Source organism: Methylobacterium ajmalii (assembly GCF_016613415.1).
GTDB classification, from domain to species: domain Bacteria; phylum Pseudomonadota; class Alphaproteobacteria; order Rhizobiales; family Beijerinckiaceae; genus Methylobacterium; species Methylobacterium ajmalii.
In genome coordinates, this window is sequence record NZ_JACWCT010000098.1 from 1 (window position 1) to 23766 (window position 23766).

The following is a 23766-nucleotide window of genomic DNA, read 5'->3' on the forward strand; positions in this document are numbered from 1 at the left end:
GCCGCTCGCGGCCTGCGTGCCCACCGCCGCGCCGGACTGGCTGGTTGCCCCGGCCAACCCCGCCGCCGCCGTGCGCGCGCCGCGCTACTCCGCGGTCACCGCGGGCGTGACGCGCTACGACGTGGTCGATCCCAAGGACTGGCGCGAGCTCAACCGCGCCGTGACACCGAGGTCCGGCTCGGGCGGCATGGAGGGCATGGACCACTCCCGCATGCCCGGCATGACCATGCCCGGCATGGGCGGCAAGCGCGACACGGGAGGGCGGTGATGCGCGAGCCCTGTAACCAAACCCCGCCCGCCCACGGACTCACCCCCAAAGGGAACCCACGGATGACCGCGACCGGCATGCGCTCGATGTCCGAGATGAAGCTGCCGCCCTTCGGGGTCGCGCGCTTCCGGAAGCCGCGATGAGGCAATCATCCCCGACGAGGGCGGCGTCCCTGTCCGCGGAAGCGGCCGCCGGCATGCGAGGGGGGGTGCCGGGCGCCCTCGTCCTGCCTCGTCCCCGGCTGTTCCTCGTCCCGTGCGCGGCACTCCTCCTTTCATCCCCGGCGGTCGCCGTCGGGGACGCGCCCGCGGGCGCGTCCGCCCCTACCGTAACGTCATCCGCGGGCGATGCGGCTCGCACGGCGTCGGATCAGGCCAGCTATCGGCGGATGCTCGCGCGCGAGGCCGAAGCGCGCGGAGTGCCCCCGGCCATCGCCGATGCCGTCGCGTACGTGGAGAGCGGGTACGATGCCGGCGCGGTCGGCGGGGTCGGCGAGCTCGGACTGATGCAGGTCCGGCCGACGACCGCGGCCATGCTCGGTCACACGGGTCCCGCCGGGGCCCTCCTCGATCCCGCGACCAACGTCCGCTTCGGCGTCGCCTACCTCGCACAAGCTTGGAAGCTCACGAAGGGCGATCTCTGCCGCACGCTGATGAAGTACAGGGCCGGTCACGGCGAGGAGCGGATGAGCCCGCGCTCCGCCACGTACTGCCAGCGGGTGCGGGTCCGCCTCGCGGCGACCGACGCTTCCCTCGCCGGGACCGCCTCACCCTCCTTCCGGGGGAGCGTCCGCGGGGTTTCCGCGGCACGCCTCACGGAAAGCGATCCCCGTTCGGCAATCGCTCGGCGCCTGTGGGCCGAGCATGCGGCGCGTGTCCGCGGCATCGGGGCGCGCATCGACCGCATCATGCGCGGCGGCTGAGAACCTGTCGGAGCAAGCCACGTGAACGTCCGCTCCAGCCCGGTCCCGCCCGCCGTCGGCGGCAGCTTGGAGGTCTGAACCCATGGCCCACGCCCACCATGCGCACCATGCCCACGGGAACCGTCACGGCCACGGCGCGGCGTGCGCTGCCGGGGAAACCGCGACGGACCCCGTCTGCGGCATGCAGGTCGACCCTTCGGTCACGCCCCACCATGCCGAGCACGAGCACGCGACCTACCACTTCTGCTCGGCGGGCTGCCGCGCGAAGTTCGTGGCCGAGCCGGCACGCTACCTGGCGGCTGACAAAGGGCCACCGGAAGCCCCTGGCGGGGCGATCTACACCTGTCCGATGCACCCGGAGATCCGCCGCGACCGACCGGGCAGCTGCCCGATCTGCGGGATGGCGCTGGAGCCGCTCACGCCGACGAGCGGTCCGGTCGAGAACGCCGAGCTCAAGGACATGAGCCGCCGCTTCTGGGTCGGCCTCGTCCTGACCCTGCCCGTCTTCGCCCTGGAGATGGGGGGACATCTGACCGGCCTCGTCGACCGCCTCGGCCTGCAAACCTCGAACTGGGTCCAGTTGCTGCTCGCCTCGCCGGTCGTCCTCTGGGCGGGGTGGCCGTTCTTCGAGCGGGGCTGGCAGTCGCTGGTGAACCGCCGCCTCGACATGTTCACCCTCATCGCCCTCGGGACCGGCGCGGCCTACCTCTACAGCGTCGCCGCGACCGTGGCGCCGGGGCTCTTCCCCGAAGGCCTGCGCGGCCATGACGGGGCGGTGCCGGCCTACTTCGAGGCCGCGGCGGTCATCACCGTCCTGGTGCTGCTCGGGCAGGTGCTGGAACACGGGGCCCGCGAGCGCACCTCGGGCGCGATCCGGGCGCTGCTCGACCTCGCCCCGCAGAAGGCCCTGCGTCTCGGGACGGGAGGGGCCGACGAGGAGGTGCTCGTCTCGGCGGTGGCTGTCGGGGACCACCTGCGCGTCCGGCCCGGCGAGAAGGTGCCGGTCGACGGCGAGGTCGTCGAAGGGCGCTCGGCGGTGGAGGAGTCGATGATCAGCGGCGAGCCTCTCCCCGTCTCGGTGGAGCCCGGTTCCCTCGTGGTGGGCGGGAGCCTGAACACGACCGGGGGCTTCGTCATGCGCGCAACGCGAGTCGGGTCCGAGACCACGCTGGCCCGCATCGTCGCGATGGTCGCCGAGGCCCAGCGCTCGCGCGCGCCCGTCCAGCGCCTGGTGGACGATGCGGCGGCCTGGTTCGTCCCCGTGGTCATCTCCGTCGCCGCCTTCGCCTTCGTCGCCTGGATGGCCTTCGGGCCGGAGCCACGCTTCACCTACGCGCTCCTCGGGGCGGTCGCGGTCCTCATCATCGCCTGCCCCTGCGCCCTCGGCCTGGCGACGCCGATGTCGATCATGGTCGGGGTCGGTCGCGGCGCCCGGGACGGGGTGCTGGTCAAGAACGCCGAGGCCCTGGAGCGGTTGGAGAAGGTCGACACGCTCGTCATCGACAAGACCGGGACCCTAACCGAGGGCAGGCCCAAGGTCACCGGCGTGCTCCCGGCCCCCGGTTTCACGGACGCCGACGTGCTGCGCCTCGCCGCCGCGGTCGAACGCGCGAGCGAGCATCCCCTGGCCCTCGCCATCGTCCGGGCCGCGGACGCGCGCGTCGTCCCGGGCGCCGTGGCGTCCGACTTCGAGGCACCGACCGGCAAGGGGGCGCTCGGCACGGTCGAGGGGCGTCGCGTAGCCATCGGCAACGCGCGTTTCCTAGAGGAGCATGCGACGGACGTGGCGCTTCTCCAGGCGCGGGCCGAGAAGGTGCGGAGCCGAGGCGCGACGGCGGTCCTCGTCGCCGTGGGCGGGAAGCCGGCCGGCGTCATCGCCATCGAGGACCCCATCAAGACGAGCACGTTCGAGGCCCTCCGACGGCTTCGGGAGGAAGGGTTGCGCATCGTCATGTTGACCGGCGACAGCCGGACGACGGCCGAGTTCGTCGCCAAGGCGCTCGGCATCGACGAGGTCGAGGCCGAGATTCTTCCCGACCGCAAGGCGGAGGTGGTCAGGACGCTCCAGGGTCACGGCGCGGTCGTGGCGATGGCTGGTGACGGAGTCAACGACGCGCCGGCCCTAGCCGCGGCGGACGTGGGCATAGCGATGGGCGGCGGCGCCGACGTGGCCATCGAGAGCGCGGGCGTTACGCTGCTCCGCGGGGACCTGTTCGGCATCGTCAGGGCCCGGGGCCTGTCCCGGGCAACGATGCGCAACATCCGCCAGAACCTGTTCTTCGCCTTCATCTACAACGCGCTGGGCGTGCCGGTCGCCGCCGGACTGCTCTACCCGTTCCTCGGCATCCTTCTCTCGCCGGTCATCGCGGCGGCCGCGATGGCGCTCTCGTCGGTCAGCGTGATCGGCAACGCCCTGCGCCTGCGCGCGGCGCGGTTCGGCTGAGACGCGGCCGTGACCTGCGCATCGCCATCCTTCGCCGACGGACCTCGCCCAACCCGCGGCGTGCAGGCCCGGCGCAGTCGAAGCCGGGGACGTGCCCCCTCCCCCTCCGAGCAACCGCATGAGCCCGTGGAGACCGTGACCACGCACCCGCTCGCACTCGGCGTCGCGGACGCCTACCTCGCCCTGGTCGATGCCGTCGTCCCGGAGTTCGTCGAGACCTTGTACCTCGTCGGTTCCGCCGCCATGGGCGACTTCCGGCCCCCGCTCAGCGACGTGAATTTCGTGGCGGTGTCCCTGGCTCGCCCGGGGCGGGGGGAGCTGGCCGCCCTCGCCGAGGCCCACGCCGACCTCGCGCTCGGTTGGCCGGCCCCGGCGCTCGACGGCATCTACCTGACCTGGAACGACCTGCGGGCCGGCCCGCTTGCCGTCCCGAACAGCCCCTGCGTCCAGCGGGGGCGACTTTTCGAGTCCGGGTGCCACGACCAGCATCCGCTCACTTGGAGCGTCCTAAGGGCCAGCGCAGTCACCGTTCGCGGTCCACTCTGCGCGGGCACCGGGCTCTGGCGTGGTGCGGCCCATCTCGAACGATGGGCCCTGGCCAGCGCCAATGGATGCTGGGGCATATGGCTCGGACCCGATACGGCGGACGAGACACTCCTCGCGGCGGACGGGGTCGAACGGTTCGTCCTCGGTATGTGCCGGCTCCATTACGTACTCGCAACCGAGGTCGTACCCTCGAAGAGCAACGCCGGCCTGTATGGGTTGATCACTTTCCAGCCGGAGTGGCATCGCATCATCGACGAAGCCCTACGCGTCCGTAGGGAGCCCGAGGTGGCCGGCCTCTACGGGACGCTTGGAGAGCGCGGCCGCGACGCGTTGGCTGTTGTCCGCATCGTCGCGGACGATGCACGAACGCTCGTCGTCAGTCCTGGCGGTTCAAGACCGGGCTGAAGGGGCTGGTCCCCAAATCGCCCGGTCGGGAACGGCCGCGCTGCGGTTCGCGGTAGCCTACGCCGTCCAGAGCTTGGCCGTTACGCCAGGCATGCGGGCGGGCCGCGGAAAGGGAGCCAACGTGATCGGCCTTCGTTCTGCCGGACGCCCCTCCGGCGGTCCCGGGAGAGGCAGGCCTTAGCCTATTCGGAGGTATTCGGGCTAGGCGCGCTGCGCCCTTCTGCCCGGACAACCGCCAGAGCCTTGTCGCCAGGAGTACCCGTTGCTTACCCCGCCGATCATCCACGACCTGATCCATCAGACGTTGGGCCTCGACCACACCCGCACCCACTGGTGGGTGGACCTCGTCACCGTCCTGGTCCTCGTCGTGGCGCCTGGCTGGACCGCTTGGCTCGCTGCCCGGTCGGGCCTGCGCTGGGCCGCCGCCCGGTGGCATCGCACCCGCGGGATGGCGGCGCTTCCGCCACCCGCCGCGGCCATGGACGAGCCGGGACGGCCGAGCTCTCGTCCGGCCGTGGCGGCGCGGCTGGAGTCCTACGTCGTGCGTGCGACGTCGCGGCTGCAGGTCCGTCTCGTGCTCCTCTCCGTCCTGACGCTGCCGGCGGCCTGGCTCCTCCTTGAGATCCCCAAGCACATCATCAACCACGCGCTTGCCGATGACGCGGGCGACGGTCACCCGAAGATGGCCTTCGTCGGCCTCCATCTGGGCCGCATCGAGCTGCTGTTCGCGCTGTGCGCCAGCTACCTGGCCGTGCTCACGCTCAGCGGTCTCGCCAAGTACGCGGTCAGTCGGGTCCGGGGGCGCGTGAACGAGCGCCTCGTGCGCCGCCTCCGCCTCGCCGTCGTCCGTCGCGCGCGCGGCGAGCGCTCCCCCGAACGGGGGGCCACGCTAGCCGCCGTCGCGGTCCAGGAGATCGAGCCCATCGGCTACTTCGGCGGCAGCCTAGTGGTGGTGCCGCTCGTCCAAGGTGGCACGCTCGTGACCAGCATCGTGTTCCTCCTCCTGCAGAACGCCGCCCTGGCCATGGCAGCCCTGATCATGCTGCCGGTCCAGCTGAGTATCCTGCCGCGGTTGCAGGGGCGGTTGAACGCGAAGGTCCGGCAAAGGGTGCATGCCACGCGGGAGCTGGGGGCGCTCCTCACCGCTCCCGCGCTCGCGCGGCAGGCCGGCCGCGAGGCGTGCGAGCCCTCCGACCTGAGCCGGCAGATGCGGCAGGCCCGGAAGCTTGAGGGGGTGCGCATCGAGATCAACGACCTGAAGGGCCGGCTCAAGGGCCTCTACAACTACACCTCAAACCTCACCCCGTTCTTCTTCTTCTCGATCGGCGGCTACCTCGTCGTGCAGGGTCAGCTCTCGCTCGGCGCGCTCGTCGCAGCCCTGGCCGCCTACAAGGAGATCGCCCCGGCCATGCGCGAGCTGTTCGACTTCGCCCAAGCCTGGTCCGACGCGAGCGCGCGCTTCGAGGAGGTCACCAAGGCCCTCGGGCCGGCGGGGCATGGGGATCGCGCGACGGAGAGGTCAGCGCGCGACCGAACCGTTCGGGCGGCCTGAGCGAAGCCGGCGAGCGCCGGAGCCTCGCGAGATGGCGTCCGGCCCCGCGCGACGACGCCATCCCGCATGGCCGGGCGCCCCTGGGAGGCGGCACCTCCCTCACCCTCCGGCACGGCCGCTCCTACCGCAGCAGCGTCGCGCCGAGCTGTGCCAGCCCGCGCCCCAGGCCCGGCGCGATGCCGAGGCCCAGCGTCCCTGCCGTGCACAAGCCGAGCGCCCATGCGTAGCCGGAGCCGGATGCCGGCCCCTCGGCACGGTCCGGGTCCCTGAAGTACGTCTCCGCGATGACGGCCGCGTAGTAGAACAGCGCCACCGCCATGTTGGCGGCGGCCACCACGGCCAGCCAAGCGAAGCCGCCCTCGATGGCGGCCACGAGCAGGAAGACCTTGCCGGCGAAGCCCGCCAACGGCGGGACGCCCGCGAGCGACAGGAGGGCGAGCGCCAGCGCCGCCGCTGGCCCCGGCGCCCGCCGTCCGAGGCCGCGGATCGCGGCGAGGGCGTCGCTCCCGGTCATGCGCTCGACCTGCGCGACCACCGCAAACGCCGAGAGGTTCATCAGGAGATAGGCCGCGAGGTAATAGCCTATGGCCGGCAGGGCGTCCGGGGCCTGCCCGGCCACCGCAACCCCCATCAGCACGTAGCCGGCCTGGGCGATGCTCGAATAGGCCAGCAGGCGCTTCAGGCTCGCCTGGCGGAGGGCCACCAGGTTGCCGAAGGTCATCGTCGCGGCGGCCAGGAGCGCGAGCACGGTCGGCCAGGCGGCGAGGCCGTCCGGCATCGCCGCCAGCAGGAAGCGGATGAGGCCGGCGAAGGCTGCCACCTTCGGCACGACCGAGACGAAGCCCGAGGCGGGGGCCGTCCCGCCCTGGAACACGTCCGGGGCCCAGACGTGGAACGGCACCAGCGTCATCTCGAAGCCGTAGCCGACGAGGACCAAGCCGAAGGCCAGCGCCACCCAGGCCCGGTCGGCGCCGGCCAACCCCGCCCCGATGGCCCGCAGGTTCAGGCTGCCGGTGAGGCCGAACAGGAAGGTGAGGCCGTAGGCCATCACCGCCAGCGCGGCGGCGCCGTAGAGGAAGTACTTGAGCGTCGCCTCCTGGGCCGGTCCGTCGCTCCGCACGAGCAGGACGAGCAGGTAGGAGGGGAAGCTCACCATCTGCAGGAACAGGATGATGAGGCCGAGATCCGTCGCCGCCGTGAGCCCCATGCCACCGACGGTCGCCATGAGCAGCGCGACCGGGTGGTGCGGTTCCTGCTCGCTCCCGCGGAAGTGGGACCCGAGCGCGAGCAGGCTCACCAGGGCGCCGGCCTCGATGACCAACTGGTAGAAGCCCCGGAACGGATCGACGGCGTATGTGCCGCAGAAGGCCTCGCGCGGCGGGGCCGTCAGCATCGGCGCGGTCAGGCCCATCGCGACGAGCAGGGCGAGGAGCGCGACGGCGGCGGGCAGGCGGCGCCACCGGCCCCGGACCCAGCCGGCAACCGGGACCAGCGCGAGGGCGCTTCCCGCCAGGACCATCTCGGGCGCGACGGCGCCGAGATCCATGCAGCCGCCCATCGTCTGCCCGCCGGTCATGGAAGGTGCGCCAGGGCTGCGGTCGTGCCGTCGAGCAGCGCGACGAGGACGGCCGGCAGGACGCCGATGCCGACCGCCAGGGCCGCGAGCGCCCCCGCCGCGCCCGCCTCGGCCGCCGTGAGGGGCGGCAGCGCCGGCATGTCGGGCGGCGCCCGACCCATCAGCAGGCCCGTCATCAACCGGAGGTAGACCGCGGTCGTCACGACGAGCGCGAGGACGGCGAGCGCGGCGACCCAGGCGGAGAGCTGCAGGGCGGCGCCGATGGCCTGGAACTCCGCGATGAAGCCGGACAGGCCCGGGAGCCCGAGCGAGCCGAAGGCGAGCAGGCCGAACAGCCCGCTGAAGGCCGGCATCGCGCCGATCAGGCCGCCGAAGCGGGCGAGTTCCCGCGTGCCGGCGCGGTGCTGGAGCATTCCCACGAGCAGGAACATGCCGCCGGTCAGGAAGCCGTGGCTGACCATCTGCACGGCGGCGCCGTTGAGCGCCAGCCGGCGCACGCCCTCGTTGCCGGCCAGCGCCGCCACCGCGACGCCGAGCGTGACGAAGCCCATGTGGTTGACGGAGGTGTAGGCGACGAGCCGCTTCATGTCGGACTGCGCCAGCGCCGCCAGGGCCCCGTAGAGGAGCGAGGCCAACGCCAGCGCGACGAGAAGCCAGCCGAACCGTGCGACCGTGTCCGGCAGGGTCGGCAGCAGCACGGCGAGCATGCCGTAGCCGCCCATCTTGAGCTGGAGACCGGCCAGCACGACGCTGCCCTCGGTCGGCGCCTCGACATGCGCGTCGGGCAACCAGTTGTGCAGCGGCACCACCGGGAGCTTCACCCCGAACCCGAGGAGGAGGGCCAGGAAGACGAGGCCGCCCGCGAGCGGGGTCCGGTCCAGCGGCCGCGCCTGGACGATGGCTGGAAGCGAGAAGGTGTGGGGCTCCATGGCGAGGTAGAGGGCGAGGAAGCCGAGCAGCATGGCGAGGCTGCCGGCGCGGGTGTAGAGGAAGAACTTGAGCGCCGCGTACCGCCGCCGCTCCCCGCCCCAGATGCCGACGATGAAGTACATCGGCACCAGGCCGACCTCGAAGAACAGGTAGAACAGCAGCAGGTCCTGCGCCGCGAACAATCCGATCAGCCCGGTCGCGAGCAGGAGGAAGAGGAAGGCGTGGGCGTGCGCCCGGTCGTGCTCGCCCAGCACGTAGACCATCACCACCGTGAGCAGGAGGGCGGTGAGCAGGATCAGCGACAGGGAGAGGCCGCCGACGGCGACGTCGTACGCCGCCCCGACCGACGGGATCCACGGCAGGGTCGCCCGCCATTGCAGGCCTCCCCCTGGCTCGAATCCGGCCCAGAGCGCCAGCGCCGCGGCGAGCGTCAGGATCGCGCCGCCGAGAGCGACGTGACGCGCGAGACCCGGGCGGCCGCGCGGCAACGCCAGCACGACGAGGCCCGTCAGGAGGGGGAGGAAGATCGTCGCCGTGAGCATCGGGTCAACTCGGGTTCAGGGCCAGAGCAGGAGGGCGCCGGCCGCCAGGGCGGCCGTGGCCCAGGCGAACAGGCCGAGCGTGTAGAGGTAGAGGCGGCCGGCTTGGAGCGCGCGGAGCCGCTCGCCCCCGGCGGCCAGCCAAGCCGCGAGCCCGTCCCCCAGGCGTGCGAAGCCGCGCACCTCGATGCGACCGGCCGCCTCGCCGGCGCCCCAGGTCCACCCGGCGACGCGTCGGGCCGCCGCGTCGAGCGCGTCCTCAAGGGGTCCGAGGCGCCGGGCGAGCTGCGTCGTCCAGCGTGCCGGGGCCGCCGTGGCCGCCGAAAGCCCGGCGGCGAGCCGAGCCGGCCACGGGCCGAGCGCGGGTGATCCGCCCCTTCCCCTGGCAACCCCGATGCCGAGGCCGAGGAGGCCGGCCGCGATGCCGAGGTTCCGCAAGGAGACCTCCGCCCCGGGGTCGGCCTCGAACGGCAGGAGGGCGCCGAGGCTGCCGGCCAGCAGCCAGCCGAGTACCGCCGCGGCGAGCGCCAGCGCGAGCGTGCCCGCGCGCATCGTCCAGGCGGTCTTGCCGGTCCCGGCCCGGTCTCGGCGCCGGCCTAGGAAGGCTGCGGTCCCCGCGCGACCGATGTAGGTCCCGCCGAGAAGGACGAGCAGCACGACGAGCGCCCCCGCCCCCGGACCGTGTTGCGACGCGACGGCGAGGATGCCCTCCTCGCTCCAGAATCCGGAGAGCGGCGGAACGCCGGCGAGTGCGAGGGCCGCGACGAGGAAGGCGGCTCCCGCGAGGGGCAGGGCGCGGAGGAAACCGCCCAGGCGGTCGAGCGCGCGCGTGCCCGCCCGCTCCTGCACGATGCCTGCCGCCAGGAACAGGGTTGACTTGAAGGCCGCATGCACCGCGAGGTGGAAGGCCGCGGCGCGGGCGCCGCCGAGGCCGAGCGCGACCATCATCTCGCCGAGTTGGGAGCAGGTGGACCAGGCGAGCACCCGCTTCAGGTCCGCCTCGGCGGTCGCGACGAGCGCCGCGAAGACCGCCGTGACCGCACCGACCCAGAACAGGGCAGCCATCGCGAGCGGGGCCGCGGCGAAGACCGCGTCGAGGCGAAGGACGAGGAACACGCCGGCGGCGACCATGGTGGCCGAGTGCAGCAGGGCCGAGACCGGGGTGGGCCCGACCATGGCGTCGGGGAGCCACGCGGAGAACGGCAGCTGGGCGCTCTTGCCGAGCGCGCCGGCGAGCATGAGGAGCGCCATCGCGGTCACCGCGCCGGGAGCGACCCTGCCCGCCTCGACGGCCCCGGCGAGCGCGTCGACGTCCGTGGTCCCCGTGGCTGCGAGCGCCAGCAACCATCCGAGCAGGAGGCCGACGTCGCCGGCCCTCGTCATCAGGAACGCCTTGGAGGCTGCACCGGCGGCCCCCGGCGCGGCGTGCTCGAAGCCGATCAGCAGGAAGGACGCCAAACCGACCATCTCCCAGGCCGCGAACAGGAGCGCGAGGGAGTTCGCCAGGACGAGGGCCAGCATGGCCCCTACGAACAGGCCGAGTTCGGCGAAGAAGCGGGGCCGGTCCGGGCGGCCGCCCATGTATCCGACCCCGTAGGTGGCGACGCATACGGCGACGCCGGCGACGACCATCGCGACGAACCGGGTGAGAGGGGTCGCCGCGAGCCCGACGGTCAGCCGGTAGTCCCCGCTCTCGAACCAGCTCACGGTCATCGTTGCCCCGGTTGGGACCAGCGCGAGCGCGACGAGGGAGAGGGCGACCCCGGCGACCACGAGTTCGCCGCCGCCCCATGGCAGGCGCCGGCCGGCGGCGAGGGCCGTGACTGCCGCGAGGAGCGGCAGGAGGGGGATGGCCAGGAGCGCCGTCATCCGTTCAGGTCGGTGTAGGCGTCGACCTCGACGGTCCGGCGCTGCCGGTAGAGCAGCAGTACGAGGGCGAGACCGATGGCCATCTCGATAGCCCCCACGGTGACGACCAGGATGGCGAGGACCTGCGCGGAGTAGTCGGTCGGCGCGGTGAAGCGCCAGAACGCGACGACGTTCAGGCCGATGGCGTTGAGGAGCACCTCGACCCCCATCAGGACCATGACCGCCGAGCGCTGGGCGACGACGGTGTAGACGCCGATGGCGAACAGGAGCGCGGCGACGACGAGATAGGCGGTCAGCGGCACGGTCATCCGACGTGGTCCTCGTGTCCGTGGTGGCTCCCGTGGTGCTCCGGTTCGGGCGCGCCGCCCGCTTCCGCGAGCGGAGCCAATCGGTCGTCCCGGATGGCCTCCGGCTTCGCGTCGACGGCGGCCTTTGCGGCGCGCGAGGGGTCGTCCGGGTGGGTCGAGGGCCGGGCAAGCAGCACGGCGCCGAAGATGCCAATCAGGATCAGGAAGCCTGCGCCCTCGAAAGCGACCATGTACTTGTCCATGAGAAGGTTGCCGACCCGCCGGGCCGAGTCGGGATCCGGTACCGCGTCGGTCACGGGCCAAGCCGGCCGCAGGAACAGCATGCCCACTAGGACGACCCCGGCGGCGGCTGCGAGCCAGGCCGCGAGGGGGCGCACGGGCGTCACCATGGACATGTCCATTCCGCCGTGGCCGCCATCCCCGTGCTGGTGGTCTGCGTGCCGGTGCTCCGCATGTCCGCCGTGGGCGCCGTGTGGCATGGCACCGCCCCCGTGGTCGCGCGCGTGGCCGTGCCGTCCCTCGCCGTGCGGCATGGCATGGCCCTCGTGCCGGTTCCCGGCGTGGCTGCGGCCCTCGCCGCTCGCAGGGTCGTCCTGTCCCGCGCTTGTGGCCTCGTCGCGCGGCACCAGGCCCTTGCTGAACCAGCGCTCCAGCGGGGACAGCTCCATGCCGGCCATCATCGCCCCGCCGGGATCGTGCATGACCAGCACCATGAACAGGATCATGACGAGGAAGCCCCCGATGTACATCATGACCTGGAGCAGCCCGATCAGGTCGGCCGACAGCAGGATGAACAGGCCGGCGACGCCGATGAACGAGGCCATCAGGAAGATGCCGGAGCGGAACATACTCATCGTCGTCGCCATGCCGAGCGCGCCGGCGACGGCGACGAAGGAGCAGGCCCCGAAGGCAAGGATATCGAAGGCGGCCATCATGCGCCGGGCCCCACCCCGAGGAGGATCAGGCCGCCGACGAGGAGCACGTTGACGAGGCCGAGTGGGATCAGGATCTTCCAGGAGAGGGCCAGCGTCTCCGCCGTCGAGAGCGGGCGAACGAGGCGCCCGAGCCCGAGCATCAGCGCCATCAGGCCGTACGTCTTGGCGAGCATCCAGGCCCATCCCGGGAGCCAGGGACCCGAGGGACCTCCCAGATAGAGCACCGCCCCGACCGCGGCGACGACCAGGAGCACGCCGGCGAGTGCGACCCGCCACACGAGCGCGGACCAGCCGCCCACGACACCGAGCACGCCGCCGCCCAGCGAGGCCGCGAACGGCTCCAGGAACGGGGCGCGATACGACTGCATCAGCCCGGTGACGACGTAGAGCAGGAAGCCCAAGGGTTGTAGGACGACGAACCAGAGGCCGCGCTGCGCGTCGACCACCACTACGGTCGACAACGAACGGGCCATCATGATCACGCCGACGTAGGCGAGCCCGAGCGGCACGACGTACGCCACGAGCTGGGCGACGATGCGGTAGCATGCCTCGACCCCCTCGGGGGTATTCGCGCCCCAGCCGGCGAGAGCCAGGCCCAGCACCACGAAATCCACCACGACGATGACGTAGAAGAGGCCGATGCCGAGGTCCCTCCCGATCAACCCGGGGCCGAGGGGCAGCACGACCATGGCGAGCGCGACGCCCGCGAGCGCCACGACCGGACCGGCCGGCAGCAGCCATCGGTCGGCGTTGGGCAGTTGGAGGTTGTGCCGCAGCTCGGTGTGCCGCGCCGGGCCGGCCTCCTGGTCGATGCGAACGAACGCGTGCTCGACCGCGAGCGTCAGGGCAGCCCCCCCGAGCAGGGCGCCCAGGACCGCCAAGGCCGCCGCTACTCCCATCGCAGCCCGCCCATGCCCCAGGCGTAGGCGATGCCAGCCGACAGGAGCGCGATGAAGACCAGCATGTCGAGGAAGGCGCTCATGCCGATGTCGGCGAAGACGACCGCCCACGGGTACATGAAGATCATCTCCATGTCGAAGGCGAGGAAGATCAGCGCGTAGACCGCGTAACCGAAGCGGAACTGCGCCCACGCGGGGGGAGCGCGGACGGTCCGCGTTGGCGCGCGCGCGAACGCGGCCACGGCCAGCAGCGCAAGGCCCATGGCCATGAGCAGCACGAGGGCCACGAACCCGAAATCACCCAGGACTGGGCTTTGCGCCGGCATCCGCTCCATTCCCTTCTCCTGCTGACCGCCCCCACCCGAGGCAGGGCCCCTCCGTGGCCTGGGACGCCTAGGCGACGTGGCCCGCATGTCGACGGCGTCAATCCTCCGCGAACGCCCGCCCCGCATGGTCGTCGACAGGCGGAGGAGGTTGGCGAAGGCGCTGAGCAGACCGACCGCGGGAAGCGCGGCTTCGGCCCCGCGGAGCGGGCCTTCCCCCCTCCTCCCCGACCTCGGCACCCCCGGGGGTGGACGAACTCTCGATGCGGCTCATCGTGGCGGCCCTGCTACGGGGTGGTCCGGGGATCTAGGCCGGCGTGGGAACGCACGGTCCGGCGGCTCGGGGAAATGGTCGGGCGCTCGCGGCCGTGCCGCGGGCACCATCCTGCCTCAGACACCGTGGCAGGTGAGGCTCGCCAGCCGCAGGTATCGCCGGCTATTGAAAGATGAGCTGGGAGCCGACCGACGTGATGGCCGGGTCGTTCACGAAGGCGCCTGCCCGTCCGTCGTCCGCGTTGAACATGAAATCGTCCTGGGCCATCTGGCTCTTCGTCAGGCCTTCAAGGAAGATCGACCCGTTGCCCTGGTCCGTCTGCCAGCTGACCAGGACGCCGGTGTGCCCGTCGTCGTGCGCCGAGACCCCGTCGGCAACGGTGACTTGGCTCGGCAGGATGTCCCGGAATGCGATATGGTCGAAGGCGCCCGGGCCGGCGTCGAAGCCGCCGGTGACGACGTCGTTCCCGGTATCGGGTCCCACGATGAAGGCGTCGGCGCCGTCGCCGCCGTTCAGCTCGTCGTTCCCCTTGCCGCCGTCGAGCATGTCGTGGCCGGCGCCGGCGTAGAGCTTGTCGTTGCCGTGCTCGCCCATGAGGTTGTCGGCCTGATCGCCGCCGTACAACCGGTCCGAGCCGGCGCCGCCCCTGAGGTCGTCCTGGCCCGCACCGCCGTCGAGGACGTCGTCGCCGGCATCGCCGCGTAGATCGTCGTCCCCGGCAGCCCCGAACAGCAGGTCGTTCCCGCCTAGGCCAAAGTAGTAGTCCCGCTCGCCGGTGCCTTGGAACGTATCGGCTTGGCTGGAGCCTTCCCTTACGTTGAACTCGTCGAAGCGGAACGTGTTTGCGGAACCGGTGTCACTCCCCGGGTTCGGGGCACCGAGGTTGAAGCCCTCGTCCTTCGCGTAGCTCAAGGCGGTGACGTGGTCCGCGTCCGCGCTCGTCGGCTGAATGAGCATCCTGTCGTCCGTGAACATGAAATCGTCCTGCGCGAGGTCCGTCTTCCGGACGCCCGCCAGCAGGACCGAGCCCTCGCCCCCGGTCACGTCCCAGCTGATCTTCACACCGGCGGAAGTGTCTTGGAATCTGAGGTCCTCGGGCGCGAGGTCCCGTACCGCGAGGTGGTCCAGGATGCCGGGACCGGCGGAGAAGTCGGTGATGACGTCGTTGCCGCTGTCGGGCGAGATGACGAAGGCATCGCCTCCCGGACCGCCTGTCAGGATGTCGTTGCCGGGACCGCCCTCAAGATCGCCGTGTCCGACGCCCTCGTTGAGATAGTCGTTCCCTTCGGCGCCACGCAATGCGTCCGCGGCCCCGCCGCCGATCAGGACGTCGTTTCCCTTGCCGCCGTCGAGGTGGTCCATGCCGGCGCCCCCCAGGAGGACGTCGTTGCCCTTGCCGCCCTGCAGGTCATCGTCTTGGCCTCGGCCGGCGAGATAGTCGCTCCCGCCTCGGCCGAAGGCGATGTCCATCCGGCCGGTGCCGGGGTAGGCGTCGGGATCTCGCTCTCCGATGAGCAATCGGTAGTCGCCGAAGTCCTCCTGAACGTTGTGGTCGTTCGCAGGGACTTGGTGGTGCGAGCGATGCGACATGAGGGATCTCCTGCCGATGAGCCAAGAATCGGAAGCCAACCCGCCCGGGTTGCGCATCCGCCTATACCCCATCGGGGTAGGCAGGCTTCCAACACCCCGCCCGCGAAGCTGTTTCATCCCTACCGCGGCGCGGGGCGGTTTGACGCAGGCCCCGCCGTGCGCTCCGCGTCGGAACGGATTGCCACGGTCCCGCCGCTCCGGACGCCTTGACACCTGGTTCCAGGAAACGGGCAGGTGTTCGGAATACGTGTCCCGAACCCCCTCGGGGTATATCCCACTCTTGAGTGGGCCCTTCGTCGCGGCGGGGTGCTGACGGCGTCGACCACCGGGGTGGATGCCCGATCAGGTTGACCGCGGAAAGGTGGCCACCGGCCCAAGGCGGTAGTTGTCCGCATCCCCCGCGATTTGCCCGGATGCGCCTTACGAAGCAGCCGGGGCCAAGCGTCAGCCTCGTCGAGGGGACGGGGTGCCCGAGTCGGCTTTGGCCGGCGCGGCCGGCACGAACGCTCGTGATGTCTCACTAGGCCGGAGAGAGGGGCCGCGCGGCCTGGACATCACCTGGGCGCGCCGACCGGCCGTGCGATGGCCAGCACTCCCTTGAGGCCGGTTCCGAAGCGCGCGATGGTCTCGCGATGCCCCCGCAGCTCGCTGTACGGCAGGTAACGAAGATCCAGCTCGCTCACACGCGAGAAGGCAGGTCTGGCGAACTGCGCCCGGACGTCCTCCTCCCTGTTGTCGGGCGCGACGAGGAAGAGGTTGCGGGCCGTCCCGCCCTCGACGCCGAGCGCCAAGTCGAGCATCCGCACGATCCCGGAGTATATGCTCGTCGTATGCTCGACCTCGAAGGCCGCCGCCACGTCCCTGCTCGCCTTTTCGAGCCAGATCACGTCGATGAGCCGGACCGTTTCGGCCGTTCCGTTGGCGGTGAGCCGTTCGGGTAACCGGTCGAGGCAGCCGTCGGACAGCCTGCCGCCTGCGTAAGGACGGCCCCCGTCATTCGAGGCGACCCAGACGTCGAAACCGAGCGCGAGCCCGAGGTCCCGGAGCCAGCCCTGGATCTCGGTGTGGGTATGGTCGGCCTCGCTTGCGGCCTGGGCCGCCTTCGAGGCGGCGCCGGCCGCCTCCGCCCGCAAGCGTTCGAGATCCTCCCGCCATCGCTCCAGCGCCCCGGTGGCATCCCGCTCGGGAAGCGGGTAGCGCCCCGACCCGACGTCGAACAGGAAGCCGGCCACGGCGCCGAGGTCGTTCGACAGGAGCGTCCGGTGGGCGGCGTTGAGGGCAAGGATGCCTTGGCGCATCGCGAGGTACTCGTCCCACCTGCCGAGCTTCACGTTGGCGCCCATGAGCGCGTTGAAGCCCTTGACGATGGCGGTGTTGAACGGGGAGGCCACGGTCGGATGCAGGAAGTACAGCAGGTTCGCCGCGGCCGGGCCAAGCCCTTTAATGCGCGACTGGTCGAGCGTTCGGATGGCCGCCAGGACCTGCGCCTCGGCGTTGCAGCAAAGGCAGGCGTCGAGGAAGCGCCCAAAGGCCAGCTGGTTGGCCCGATCCTCGTAGATGTCAGGGATGCGAAGCTTGGGCTTCCAGAGGAAGGCATGGTCGGCGCCCTTGAACACCTGGCGCTGCTCGGCGATGGAGGAGACGATGGTCTCCAGCGAGGAGCCGCGGTAGGCGTTGCCGAAGGTGTCGGACCGGATCTCGTCTATGACCGCCTGGATGCCGCGCCGGATCGAGCGGAAGTTCTTGATGCGCTCCTCCCACAGGAACCACGTTCTGTAGGAGGCGCCTGGGTCCTCGCGCCAGTGCCGGATGAGATTGCCGATCCAGGCGTCGTTCACGTTCGTCATATTCGGGGGCTTGGTGGTCGTGGCTCCCGAATATGCCTGGTCGGGGTATCAGGCACCACAGGGCCGTGGACGCGCAGGCAGGGTTTCCGATGATGGCGGGAGGGTGTCGCAACCGTGCAACAGATGCGAGAGGCGTCGGTGATGGCGGGGCGCACGCGCCCAGGCGGCATGCCGATAGCAGCTCCCGGAGATCAGTGCCGCGGCTCATCCCGTGAAGCTTTTCCTAACCGGCGGTCCCGCACACATGAGAAGCGGACTGCCGTGGGCGAGTCCGCGGCGCAAGGTGACGGGCGCACTGCGGCCTGCGTCCGTTGCGCATCAAGGCCGGGGCCGACGGCGCGAGACCCGGGGGCCGCCCACGGCGACCGCCACGCAGGCGAGGCGGTCCCGCCGCGCCGATTGGTCCCGCCCATCCGCATGTTCTGGGCCCGGGCGCTGACGGTCCGGCACCGTGCCTGTACGTGCATCGTCGGCATGCGGGGATCTCGCCCCGCGCGGGCCGGCGGTGCGCTGGCCGTGGCGACGCCGTTCGAGGACGCTGCGCCGCCAGTGGTCCCAGCGGCACGCGGCACGAGCTGGTCGGCCTTCCTCGCAATTCCTCCACGCCCATGAAGGCGAGCGGGGAGCCTCTGGGATGCCGGAGAGCCTGGCGCAGCCCGGGGCCAGCCCGGCCCCGACAAGGATGGCGTCCGACGAACCGATGAACTCGCCGCGAAGCCTGGTGGATCCCTCCGGCGGACTGGCCGGCTCGGCTGTCCGGGCGCGGGGGCAGTGATATGTGCCATGAGGCCCGATGCGATTGCACCTGACACCTCCCAAGCCGGCCCGGGCAGGGCATCGGTCAGAAGGGCCGGCGGGACAACCGGGACGAGGCGGCGCGCAGGGAATGCCGCCGAGCGGCCGTGTCCTGAGCCGCCCCGGACGAGCGGTTCAGGCCGCCATCTTCCGACAGCTTTCCGCGCAGCGGCGGCACTGGTCGACGCAGTGCTGCATATCGCCCACCTGCTCGCAGCTCCGCGCGCAATCCTCGCACACGTCGGCGCACTCGCGGCAGGTGTGCTTATGATGGCTCGTGCCGAGGAGCATGAAGTGCGCCGAGGTGCGGCAGATCTCGGCGCAGGCGAGCATGAGGCGAAGATGCTCCGCCTCGACGTGCTTCCCGCCGGCGGGCAGGCAGTGGTTGGATGCCATGCCGAGGCAGGTCTGGTAGCAGCGCAGGCACTCGTCGATGCATGCCTGCATGTCCGGTCTCATCTGGTGCATTGTGTCGCTCGCATTGTTGGACGTTCGGCCAAGCCTTACTATGGCTGCGTGGGCCCGCCCGCGCGGAGCGGGCCCACGACGAAGAGGCAACATACCCTGGCAGGGTATGGTTCCAAAACCCTGGGCCGGCGGCCGCCCGTCCCATCAGAGGCGCAAGGCAGCATGTCGGGTTCCGAAAAGGACCACGGTGGGGTCACGGTCAACCACAAGCAGCAACTCCCCCGGCTGCGTCGCATCGAAGGGCAGGTGCGTGGCATCCAGCAAATGATCGAGACGGAGCGATACTGCGTCGACGTCGCGCACCAGATCGATGCCGTCATCGCCGCGTTGCGCCGAGTGCAGTCCGACATGATCCGCGACCATATGCACGGGTTGGTGCAAGCCTCCGTCGCGAGCAACCTCTCGCAGGAGGAGCGGCAGCGCCTGGCCGACGAGATCGGCAGCCTTATCGGCAGGATCGTGTAGCCGAGGGCAGGACTGTCGGATGTCAGGCGCTGCGAGCGCCCTGCCACGACCGGGTCGCCCCTCGTGCCGCATCCCGGCGTTGCGGCCCGGACGCATGCGCGGTCCCGAAGGCCGACCGGCGCCGCGGGACCGCGGGCGGCACAACCTGTACGCCCCCTGGCGTCCAAGCGCGATGCGGCCCTGGAACGGCCGCGGGCCTTGGGCCATGCATAGCGATGGTCGGCTCGGTCCTGGCAGGCCGACCAGCCGCCGCGGACTGAGGGGATCGGTCCCGGCACACCTCCAGGCGGCGGAAGCCGGCGCATGGCCGACAAGGCCCGCCCTGTCCCTCGCCCTCAAGAGTGGCGGTGAGGCAACATTTCGGCCCGATGAGAACCGCCCAAGGGATCACGGGTGAATAGCCTTTGACCCCGGTTCCCGACGGTTTTACCCCATTGGGGTATAATCTTGGAGGGGACAAATGAGGATGGCGACGCGGAGAGCGTTCCTGGGTGGCGCCGCGGCATCCGCGGTCGCACTGGCGGCGCAAGGAGCGGGCGCGAGGCGGGCGTTCGCGCTCGAACAGCGCAACGGCGTCGACTTCCTGCGAGGCCCCTACAACCTGGCATTCTTCTACCGGCACAACCTGGCCTACCGCATCGGGGCCGGCATGCACTTCTTCCACTCGAAGCAACACGACCTGCTGCAGTTGACGCGCTTCGAGGACCACGCCGCGGTCGACGCGCGCTTCGACCAGGAAGCTCTGGAGTGGCTGCTCAACCCGCCGGCGACCGAGCCGGAGATGCCGTTCTACTCGTCCTATGTCGACCGGGCGATGCACACGCTGTTTCGGACCATCGACTGGACGCATATGCACCACGAGCAGACTTACGACGTGATGGCCTTTCGTGAGATCCCGTGGGCCGAGAAGAAGGCTTGGACAGATCGTGCGGTCAAGTATTACTTGACCATGCAGACCGAGGGTGTCCCGCGTAGTCCGGCGCCATTGGAGCTGACGATGCGGCGCGCGGGCATCATGATGAAGCCCTACTTCAATTACTTCCGGAATTTTTATCCGCTCGACCAAAGCCTATTCTACGTCGCGCACTGGTGGCACCCGGCGGTTTACGAGGCGCAGATGATCTCGGGCAACCAGGACCAGGAGGCCGCCATCAAGGGCGTGGAGGACGTCATGCATCGCGAGGTCATCCCGAACCGCCCAGGCCGGATGGTGCTCTCGCGCGAGATCATGCCGCGCTACTCTCGCATGAGCCCGGAGAGCGCGAACATCTTCGACAATCTGCACATGCTCCACGGCATCGCCTACTCGATCCTCGCCTACAAGGGCTGGTCCGTCGAGGAGAAGCGGGCCGAGATGTACCGCGTCATCCAGGCCATGGGGTACCAACCGGGGGACGAGGCTTATGCCCGCAAGTTCGGCGAGCCCCATCCCGCATACGACCCGCGCACCTACCCGAACTGGGTGCGCTCGCCACAGGGTGCCATGGGCATGATCATGATGGACATGCTTATGGAGATGCTGCCCATGATGTACCCTGGGGGGCTATCCAAGGCGGAGAAGTCCGCCGTCATGCAGCAGATGATGAAGAACGGGCGGCTCGGCATCGAGCCGGGCGAGATCCCGGGCTCTCTGCACGACGCCATGATGCGGGTTGCCTCCAGGATGAGGATGATGCCCGGCGCGACCGAACCGGGCGAGACGCCACGGATGATGACCGAGACGATGGAGGCGAACTGGCGACGGAAGGCCGAGCGCATGCCCGACATCGCTCCCATCGACATGGGCGTCGAGCCCTCGCTGGGCGCCGCCCGCGTCGCCTCCCGCTGACTGCCCCGACGCCCGACAGGAACTCCGTCATGAAGCATCACGTGCGCCTGGCCGCCGGGGCCGCCGCGTTCGCCATCATTGCCTGCGACGCCCTCCCGGTGTGCGCCGCCGACCATACGAACCTCGAACAGGGCCTGCCCGTCGTCATCGAGGATGCCTACCCGATCAAGGAGAACGGCCTGGAGATCCAGGGGTACCTCCGCTACGACAGGGCTCCCCGGAGTGACCCTGACGGCCGGAATCGCCTGTTCGTGGTCCCGCGCGTGGAGTGGGGCGCGACCAAGAACTTCCAACTGTCAGTCGAGACGCCATACGCGGTTGGCGATGCGAGCGAGACGAAGCAGGGTGCCGCCACGGTTCAGGGCCTCTACAACCTCAACACGGAAGGCCTCTATCTGCCGGCCTTCGCGGTGGCGGCCGGCGTGAGCCAACCCTATGGGTACCGCAACGGCGGGACCGAGACCGAGCTGAAGTTCCTCGCGACGAAGTCGCTGGGAACGCCGGACCCCGAAGGCACGTCGCCATTCTCCTACGTGCCGCGTCAGATCCACTTCAACGCGTCTTGGTTCCACAACTTCGACCCGCTCACGGGTCGCGATGCCGAGAGGACGGACCGCTACCGCGTCGGCGTCGCCTACAGCCAGCCCGTGACGAACGAGTTGGTCGTCGTCGCGGATGTCTACCGTGAGACGGACAGGGACCGCAGGCGCGCGTCGAACATGGCCGAGGTCGGTGTCCGCTACCTGCTGACGCCCCAAACCGTCCTCTCGGGCAGCGCCGGCGTCGGGTTCGGCGGCGACCGCAACCAGGATTTCCGGTTCGTGGCAGGCATCCAGCACACGCTGAGCTACCCGTTCAGCTTCGACCCGCCCCGATGAGCGGCCGCGCCGGTACGAGTTCCGCCCACCGCGGGACCTGCTCGGCCCTACGTACCGGGTCGCCTTCGCCCAACGCCGGAGCCATCGTGAAGAGGACGAAGGCGCCGACCCTGGCCATCACGCAAGCCAATTCCGATACCTGAAGAGCTGCGTCGCGGATGCGTCGCCAAGCCTCCCGAGAAGCTCGCCTCCGTGGAGCGGGAGGCCATCGCCGTAGCCTCGCGATGCAACAGGCCGAATGGGTGGGGCACTGAGCGGGCCGGCGCCTGACCCTGCATGTGCCGTGCGCTCCGGCAGCCGGATGCGGTCGATGGACATCACCCTGCCCAAAGGGCAAACGCCCATGAGGCGCCGCCCGGGACCTGCGTTCGGCAAGTCAAACGGACCAAGGCGTAGAACGCTGTGCCGTCACCGCTCGGGTCGGGAACCTGGTCGCGAGTGCGTCCTGGCAAGCGGTAGACGGATGATGACGGCCATTGGCCAGCAACTGCGAACGCCTTCGGGCGGCCCTCGCGCTCTGTTCGACCGATGATCTCCAGCGCCTCGTGCGTGACATTCCGTCAAGGTGCAGGCGCCCGGCATCGACGGCGGCATGATGGCAGCGTCTCAGCGCCTGGATGCCCGGACGACGGCCACTCTTGCGACGAGCACCGAATGCGAGCCGAGGCGCTTGACGCGCGCGAAGCCAGCTTCGGAAAGGATGTCGGGCCACGTTCCGTCCATGTGTTGTCGGAGGCGCGTCTCGCCGAGCATCATGGACGCGACCTTGACCAAGGCGCCTTCCTGCGCCCCACGCGCCGCATCAAGATCCGAGGCGAGCAGGCTTCCTTGCCGCCGCAGGACGCGCAACAACTCGCGCGCGATCCGAAGCTTTCCTTCCTGCGGCTCGCAATGCAGGGCCATCACCGAAGCCGCCTTGTCGAAGGAGGCGGGAGGGAACGGCATGCGACCGCGGGCCTCGTACGCGAACGCCTTCACGTTCGCGAGGCCCGCCGCCGCCGCATCGGCCCGGGTCGCGGCGGCGCGCTCGGCATCCGCTTCCAAGCCGACGAACCCGGTACCCGGAAACCTCCTCGCGAGCCCGAGCACGGGTTCGGCCTGCGGCCCCCTGACATAGAGGATGCGCTCGCCGGCCTCGGGAGCAAGGGCGGCTATAAGGGGCTCGGTGCAGGCCGGGTCCCGCATCAGGACGGGATAGGTCCGCTCGAAGCCGCGCCTGGCAATCCACCGGCGCGCGCCAAGGATGAGGTTCATTGTCGAAGAAACCGTTCAGGTCGACGCCAATGGCTACGTCGGCCCTGGGCGTGTCGGCCCCAGGGTGACGGCGGCCATTCCGACCATAGCCGCTTTCGGCCATGGGTGTACCACTACCGGGTAAGGGTACATGGCAGGCACTGCAAGCGGGGAACTCGGACCATGTCCTCCGCCCACCTCATGCGCTAAGGTCCACGGCCTCGGAAGTGGAAGAGGCCTTCGGGTGACGATCTCAATCGGTGAACTGTCGCGACGCTCGGGCGTGCGCATACCTACAATAAGGTACTATGAGCAGAATCGCCTCATTTCGGCCCCGGCTCGAACCGAGGGCCAGCAGCGACGCTACACTGAGGAGGATGTGGTTCGGTTGAGCTTCGTCCGACAGGCCAGAGAACTCGGATTGGAGGTCGATGCGATCCGCGAACTCCTCGAACTGGGAACAGGGCATAGTGGCTCGCCCGAGGAAGCTGCCAGGCTGGCCCTGCGCCACAGGGATGAAACGGACCGGCGGATCGCCCTGCTCACGGCACTCCGGTCCGAGCTTGGGCGTCTTGTGGCCGAATACGGCCGTGGACGTTCCCACGGAGGGCGTCTCCTTGAGGTGCTTGCGCAACCGGATATCGCGGATGGCGAACGCTGACCGTCTTGGCGCACGGGTATTCCGAAGGACCAGGGGCTCCTCCCCTGCCCCGGTGCTCCCAAGCGGGCAGCCCATCCCACCCGGTCCGCGCGGGGCACACGGAAGCAAGGCAGCGGTCTCAGCGGAGTGGCGGCGCAGGGCCTACGCCATGGAGCATGACGAGGCGCCTGGCTCCGGCGTCGGAGAACAGGCGCGCACGAACACCGCAATCA

General features: G+C 70.4%; 20 protein-coding genes. 9 read left to right on the top strand and 11 right to left on the bottom strand.

The window, feature by feature from the left end:
- The 5 genes from HPY23_RS18420 to HPY23_RS18440 form a co-directional block, all read left to right on the top strand.
- The coding region (locus tag HPY23_RS18420; RefSeq protein ID WP_200649661.1) for a hypothetical protein at nt 1-268 on the top strand (268 nt) is incomplete at its 5' end.
- A gap of 388 nt (nt 269-656) precedes the next feature.
- On the top strand, nt 657-1190 hold the full coding sequence (locus HPY23_RS18425) for a lytic transglycosylase domain-containing protein (protein WP_395411332.1): 534 nt from the start codon (nt 657-659) through the stop codon (nt 1188-1190).
- An 82-nt stretch (nt 1191-1272) separates the two neighbouring features.
- Nucleotides 1273-3633: a heavy metal translocating P-type ATPase gene (locus HPY23_RS18430; RefSeq protein WP_091891879.1), complete on the top strand. Its 2361-nt coding sequence runs from the start codon at nt 1273-1275 to the stop codon at nt 3631-3633.
- A gap of 135 nt (nt 3634-3768) precedes the next feature.
- Entirely contained in the window at nt 3769-4584 is an 816-nt protein-coding gene (locus HPY23_RS18435; RefSeq protein ID WP_175540102.1) for an aminoglycoside adenylyltransferase domain-containing protein, read from the top strand.
- Between the two features lie 262 nt (nt 4585-4846).
- Nucleotides 4847-6136, top strand: coding sequence for a multidrug ABC transporter ATPase (locus HPY23_RS18440; protein ID WP_091887284.1), 1290 nt, complete (start codon nt 4847-4849; stop codon nt 6134-6136).
- A 121-nt stretch (nt 6137-6257) separates the two neighbouring features.
- Here HPY23_RS18440 and HPY23_RS18445 read toward each other — a convergent pair whose 3' ends face one another.
- The 10 genes from HPY23_RS18445 to HPY23_RS18490 form a co-directional block, all read right to left on the bottom strand.
- Nucleotides 6258-7712: an NADH-quinone oxidoreductase subunit N gene (locus HPY23_RS18445; protein WP_091887283.1), complete on the bottom strand. Its 1455-nt coding sequence runs from the start codon at nt 7710-7712 to the stop codon at nt 6258-6260.
- On the bottom strand, nt 7709-9184 hold the full coding sequence (locus HPY23_RS18450; protein WP_091887281.1) for a complex I subunit 4 family protein: 1476 nt from the start codon (nt 9182-9184) through the stop codon (nt 7709-7711). The genes HPY23_RS18445 and HPY23_RS18450 overlap by 4 nt, the downstream gene beginning before the upstream one ends.
- Nucleotides 9185-9199: 15 nt before the next feature.
- On the bottom strand, nt 9200-11050 hold the full coding sequence (locus HPY23_RS18455) for an NADH-quinone oxidoreductase subunit 5 family protein (protein ID WP_091887279.1): 1851 nt from the start codon (nt 11048-11050) through the stop codon (nt 9200-9202).
- Complete coding sequence (nuoK, locus tag HPY23_RS18460; RefSeq protein WP_060850433.1) at nt 11047-11358, bottom strand: NADH-quinone oxidoreductase subunit NuoK; 312 nt, start codon at nt 11356-11358, stop codon at nt 11047-11049. Before nuoK ends, HPY23_RS18455 begins: the two co-directional genes overlap by 4 nt.
- Nucleotides 11355-12293, bottom strand: a complete 939-nt coding sequence (locus tag HPY23_RS18465) for an NADH-quinone oxidoreductase subunit J (protein WP_091887277.1) — start codon at nt 12291-12293, stop codon at nt 11355-11357. Before HPY23_RS18465 ends, nuoK begins: the two co-directional genes overlap by 4 nt.
- Nucleotides 12290-13174, bottom strand: coding sequence for an NADH-quinone oxidoreductase subunit H (locus HPY23_RS18470; protein WP_236012532.1), 885 nt, complete (start codon nt 13172-13174; stop codon nt 12290-12292). The genes HPY23_RS18465 and HPY23_RS18470 overlap by 4 nt, the downstream gene beginning before the upstream one ends.
- Before the next feature lie 8 nt (nt 13175-13182).
- Nucleotides 13183-13527, bottom strand: coding sequence for an NADH-quinone oxidoreductase subunit A (locus HPY23_RS18475; protein WP_091887272.1), 345 nt, complete (start codon nt 13525-13527; stop codon nt 13183-13185).
- Nucleotides 13528-13951: 424 nt separating this feature from the next.
- The gene (locus HPY23_RS18480) at nt 13952-15379 is read right to left on the bottom strand and encodes a calcium-binding protein (protein ID WP_091887270.1); all 1428 of its coding nucleotides are present in this window, start codon (nt 15377-15379) and stop codon (nt 13952-13954) included.
- Nucleotides 15380-15933: 554 nt separating this feature from the next.
- On the bottom strand, nt 15934-17226 hold the full coding sequence (locus tag HPY23_RS18485; RefSeq protein WP_091887267.1) for a type II restriction endonuclease: 1293 nt from the start codon (nt 17224-17226) through the stop codon (nt 15934-15936).
- 930 nt (nt 17227-18156) lie between these two features.
- Nucleotides 18157-18489 carry a four-helix bundle copper-binding protein gene (locus tag HPY23_RS18490; RefSeq protein ID WP_091887265.1) on the bottom strand — a complete coding sequence of 111 codons (333 nt, stop codon included), beginning with the start codon at nt 18487-18489 and terminating at the stop codon, nt 18157-18159.
- Between the two features lie 162 nt (nt 18490-18651).
- Between HPY23_RS18490 and HPY23_RS18495 the strand changes: the two genes are divergently transcribed.
- The 3 genes from HPY23_RS18495 to HPY23_RS32700 all read left to right on the top strand — a co-directional run bounded on the left by HPY23_RS18495 (nt 18652) and on the right by HPY23_RS32700 (nt 21660).
- Nucleotides 18652-18954, top strand: a complete 303-nt coding sequence (locus tag HPY23_RS18495) for a metal-sensitive transcriptional regulator (RefSeq protein ID WP_091887263.1) — start codon at nt 18652-18654, stop codon at nt 18952-18954.
- Nucleotides 18955-19420: 466 nt separating this feature from the next.
- Nucleotides 19421-20782, top strand: a complete 1362-nt coding sequence (locus tag HPY23_RS18500; RefSeq protein WP_091887298.1) for a hypothetical protein — start codon at nt 19421-19423, stop codon at nt 20780-20782.
- A 29-nt stretch (nt 20783-20811) separates the two neighbouring features.
- Nucleotides 20812-21660, top strand: coding sequence for a transporter (locus HPY23_RS32700; protein ID WP_210344331.1), 849 nt, complete (start codon nt 20812-20814; stop codon nt 21658-21660).
- Nucleotides 21661-22266: 606 nt separating this feature from the next.
- On the opposite strand, the gene HPY23_RS18510 is transcribed toward HPY23_RS32700, so the two are convergent.
- Nucleotides 22267-22914 (bottom strand): methyltransferase domain-containing protein, encoded by a 648-nt coding sequence (locus HPY23_RS18510; RefSeq protein WP_091887261.1) that lies wholly within the window; start codon nt 22912-22914, stop codon nt 22267-22269.
- 130 nt (nt 22915-23044) lie between these two features.
- On the opposite strand from HPY23_RS18510, the gene HPY23_RS18515 reads away from it, so the two are divergent.
- Nucleotides 23045-23554, top strand: coding sequence for a MerR family transcriptional regulator (locus HPY23_RS18515; protein WP_210344332.1), 510 nt, complete (start codon nt 23045-23047; stop codon nt 23552-23554).
- The last annotated feature ends 212 nt before the right edge of the window (nt 23555-23766 follow it).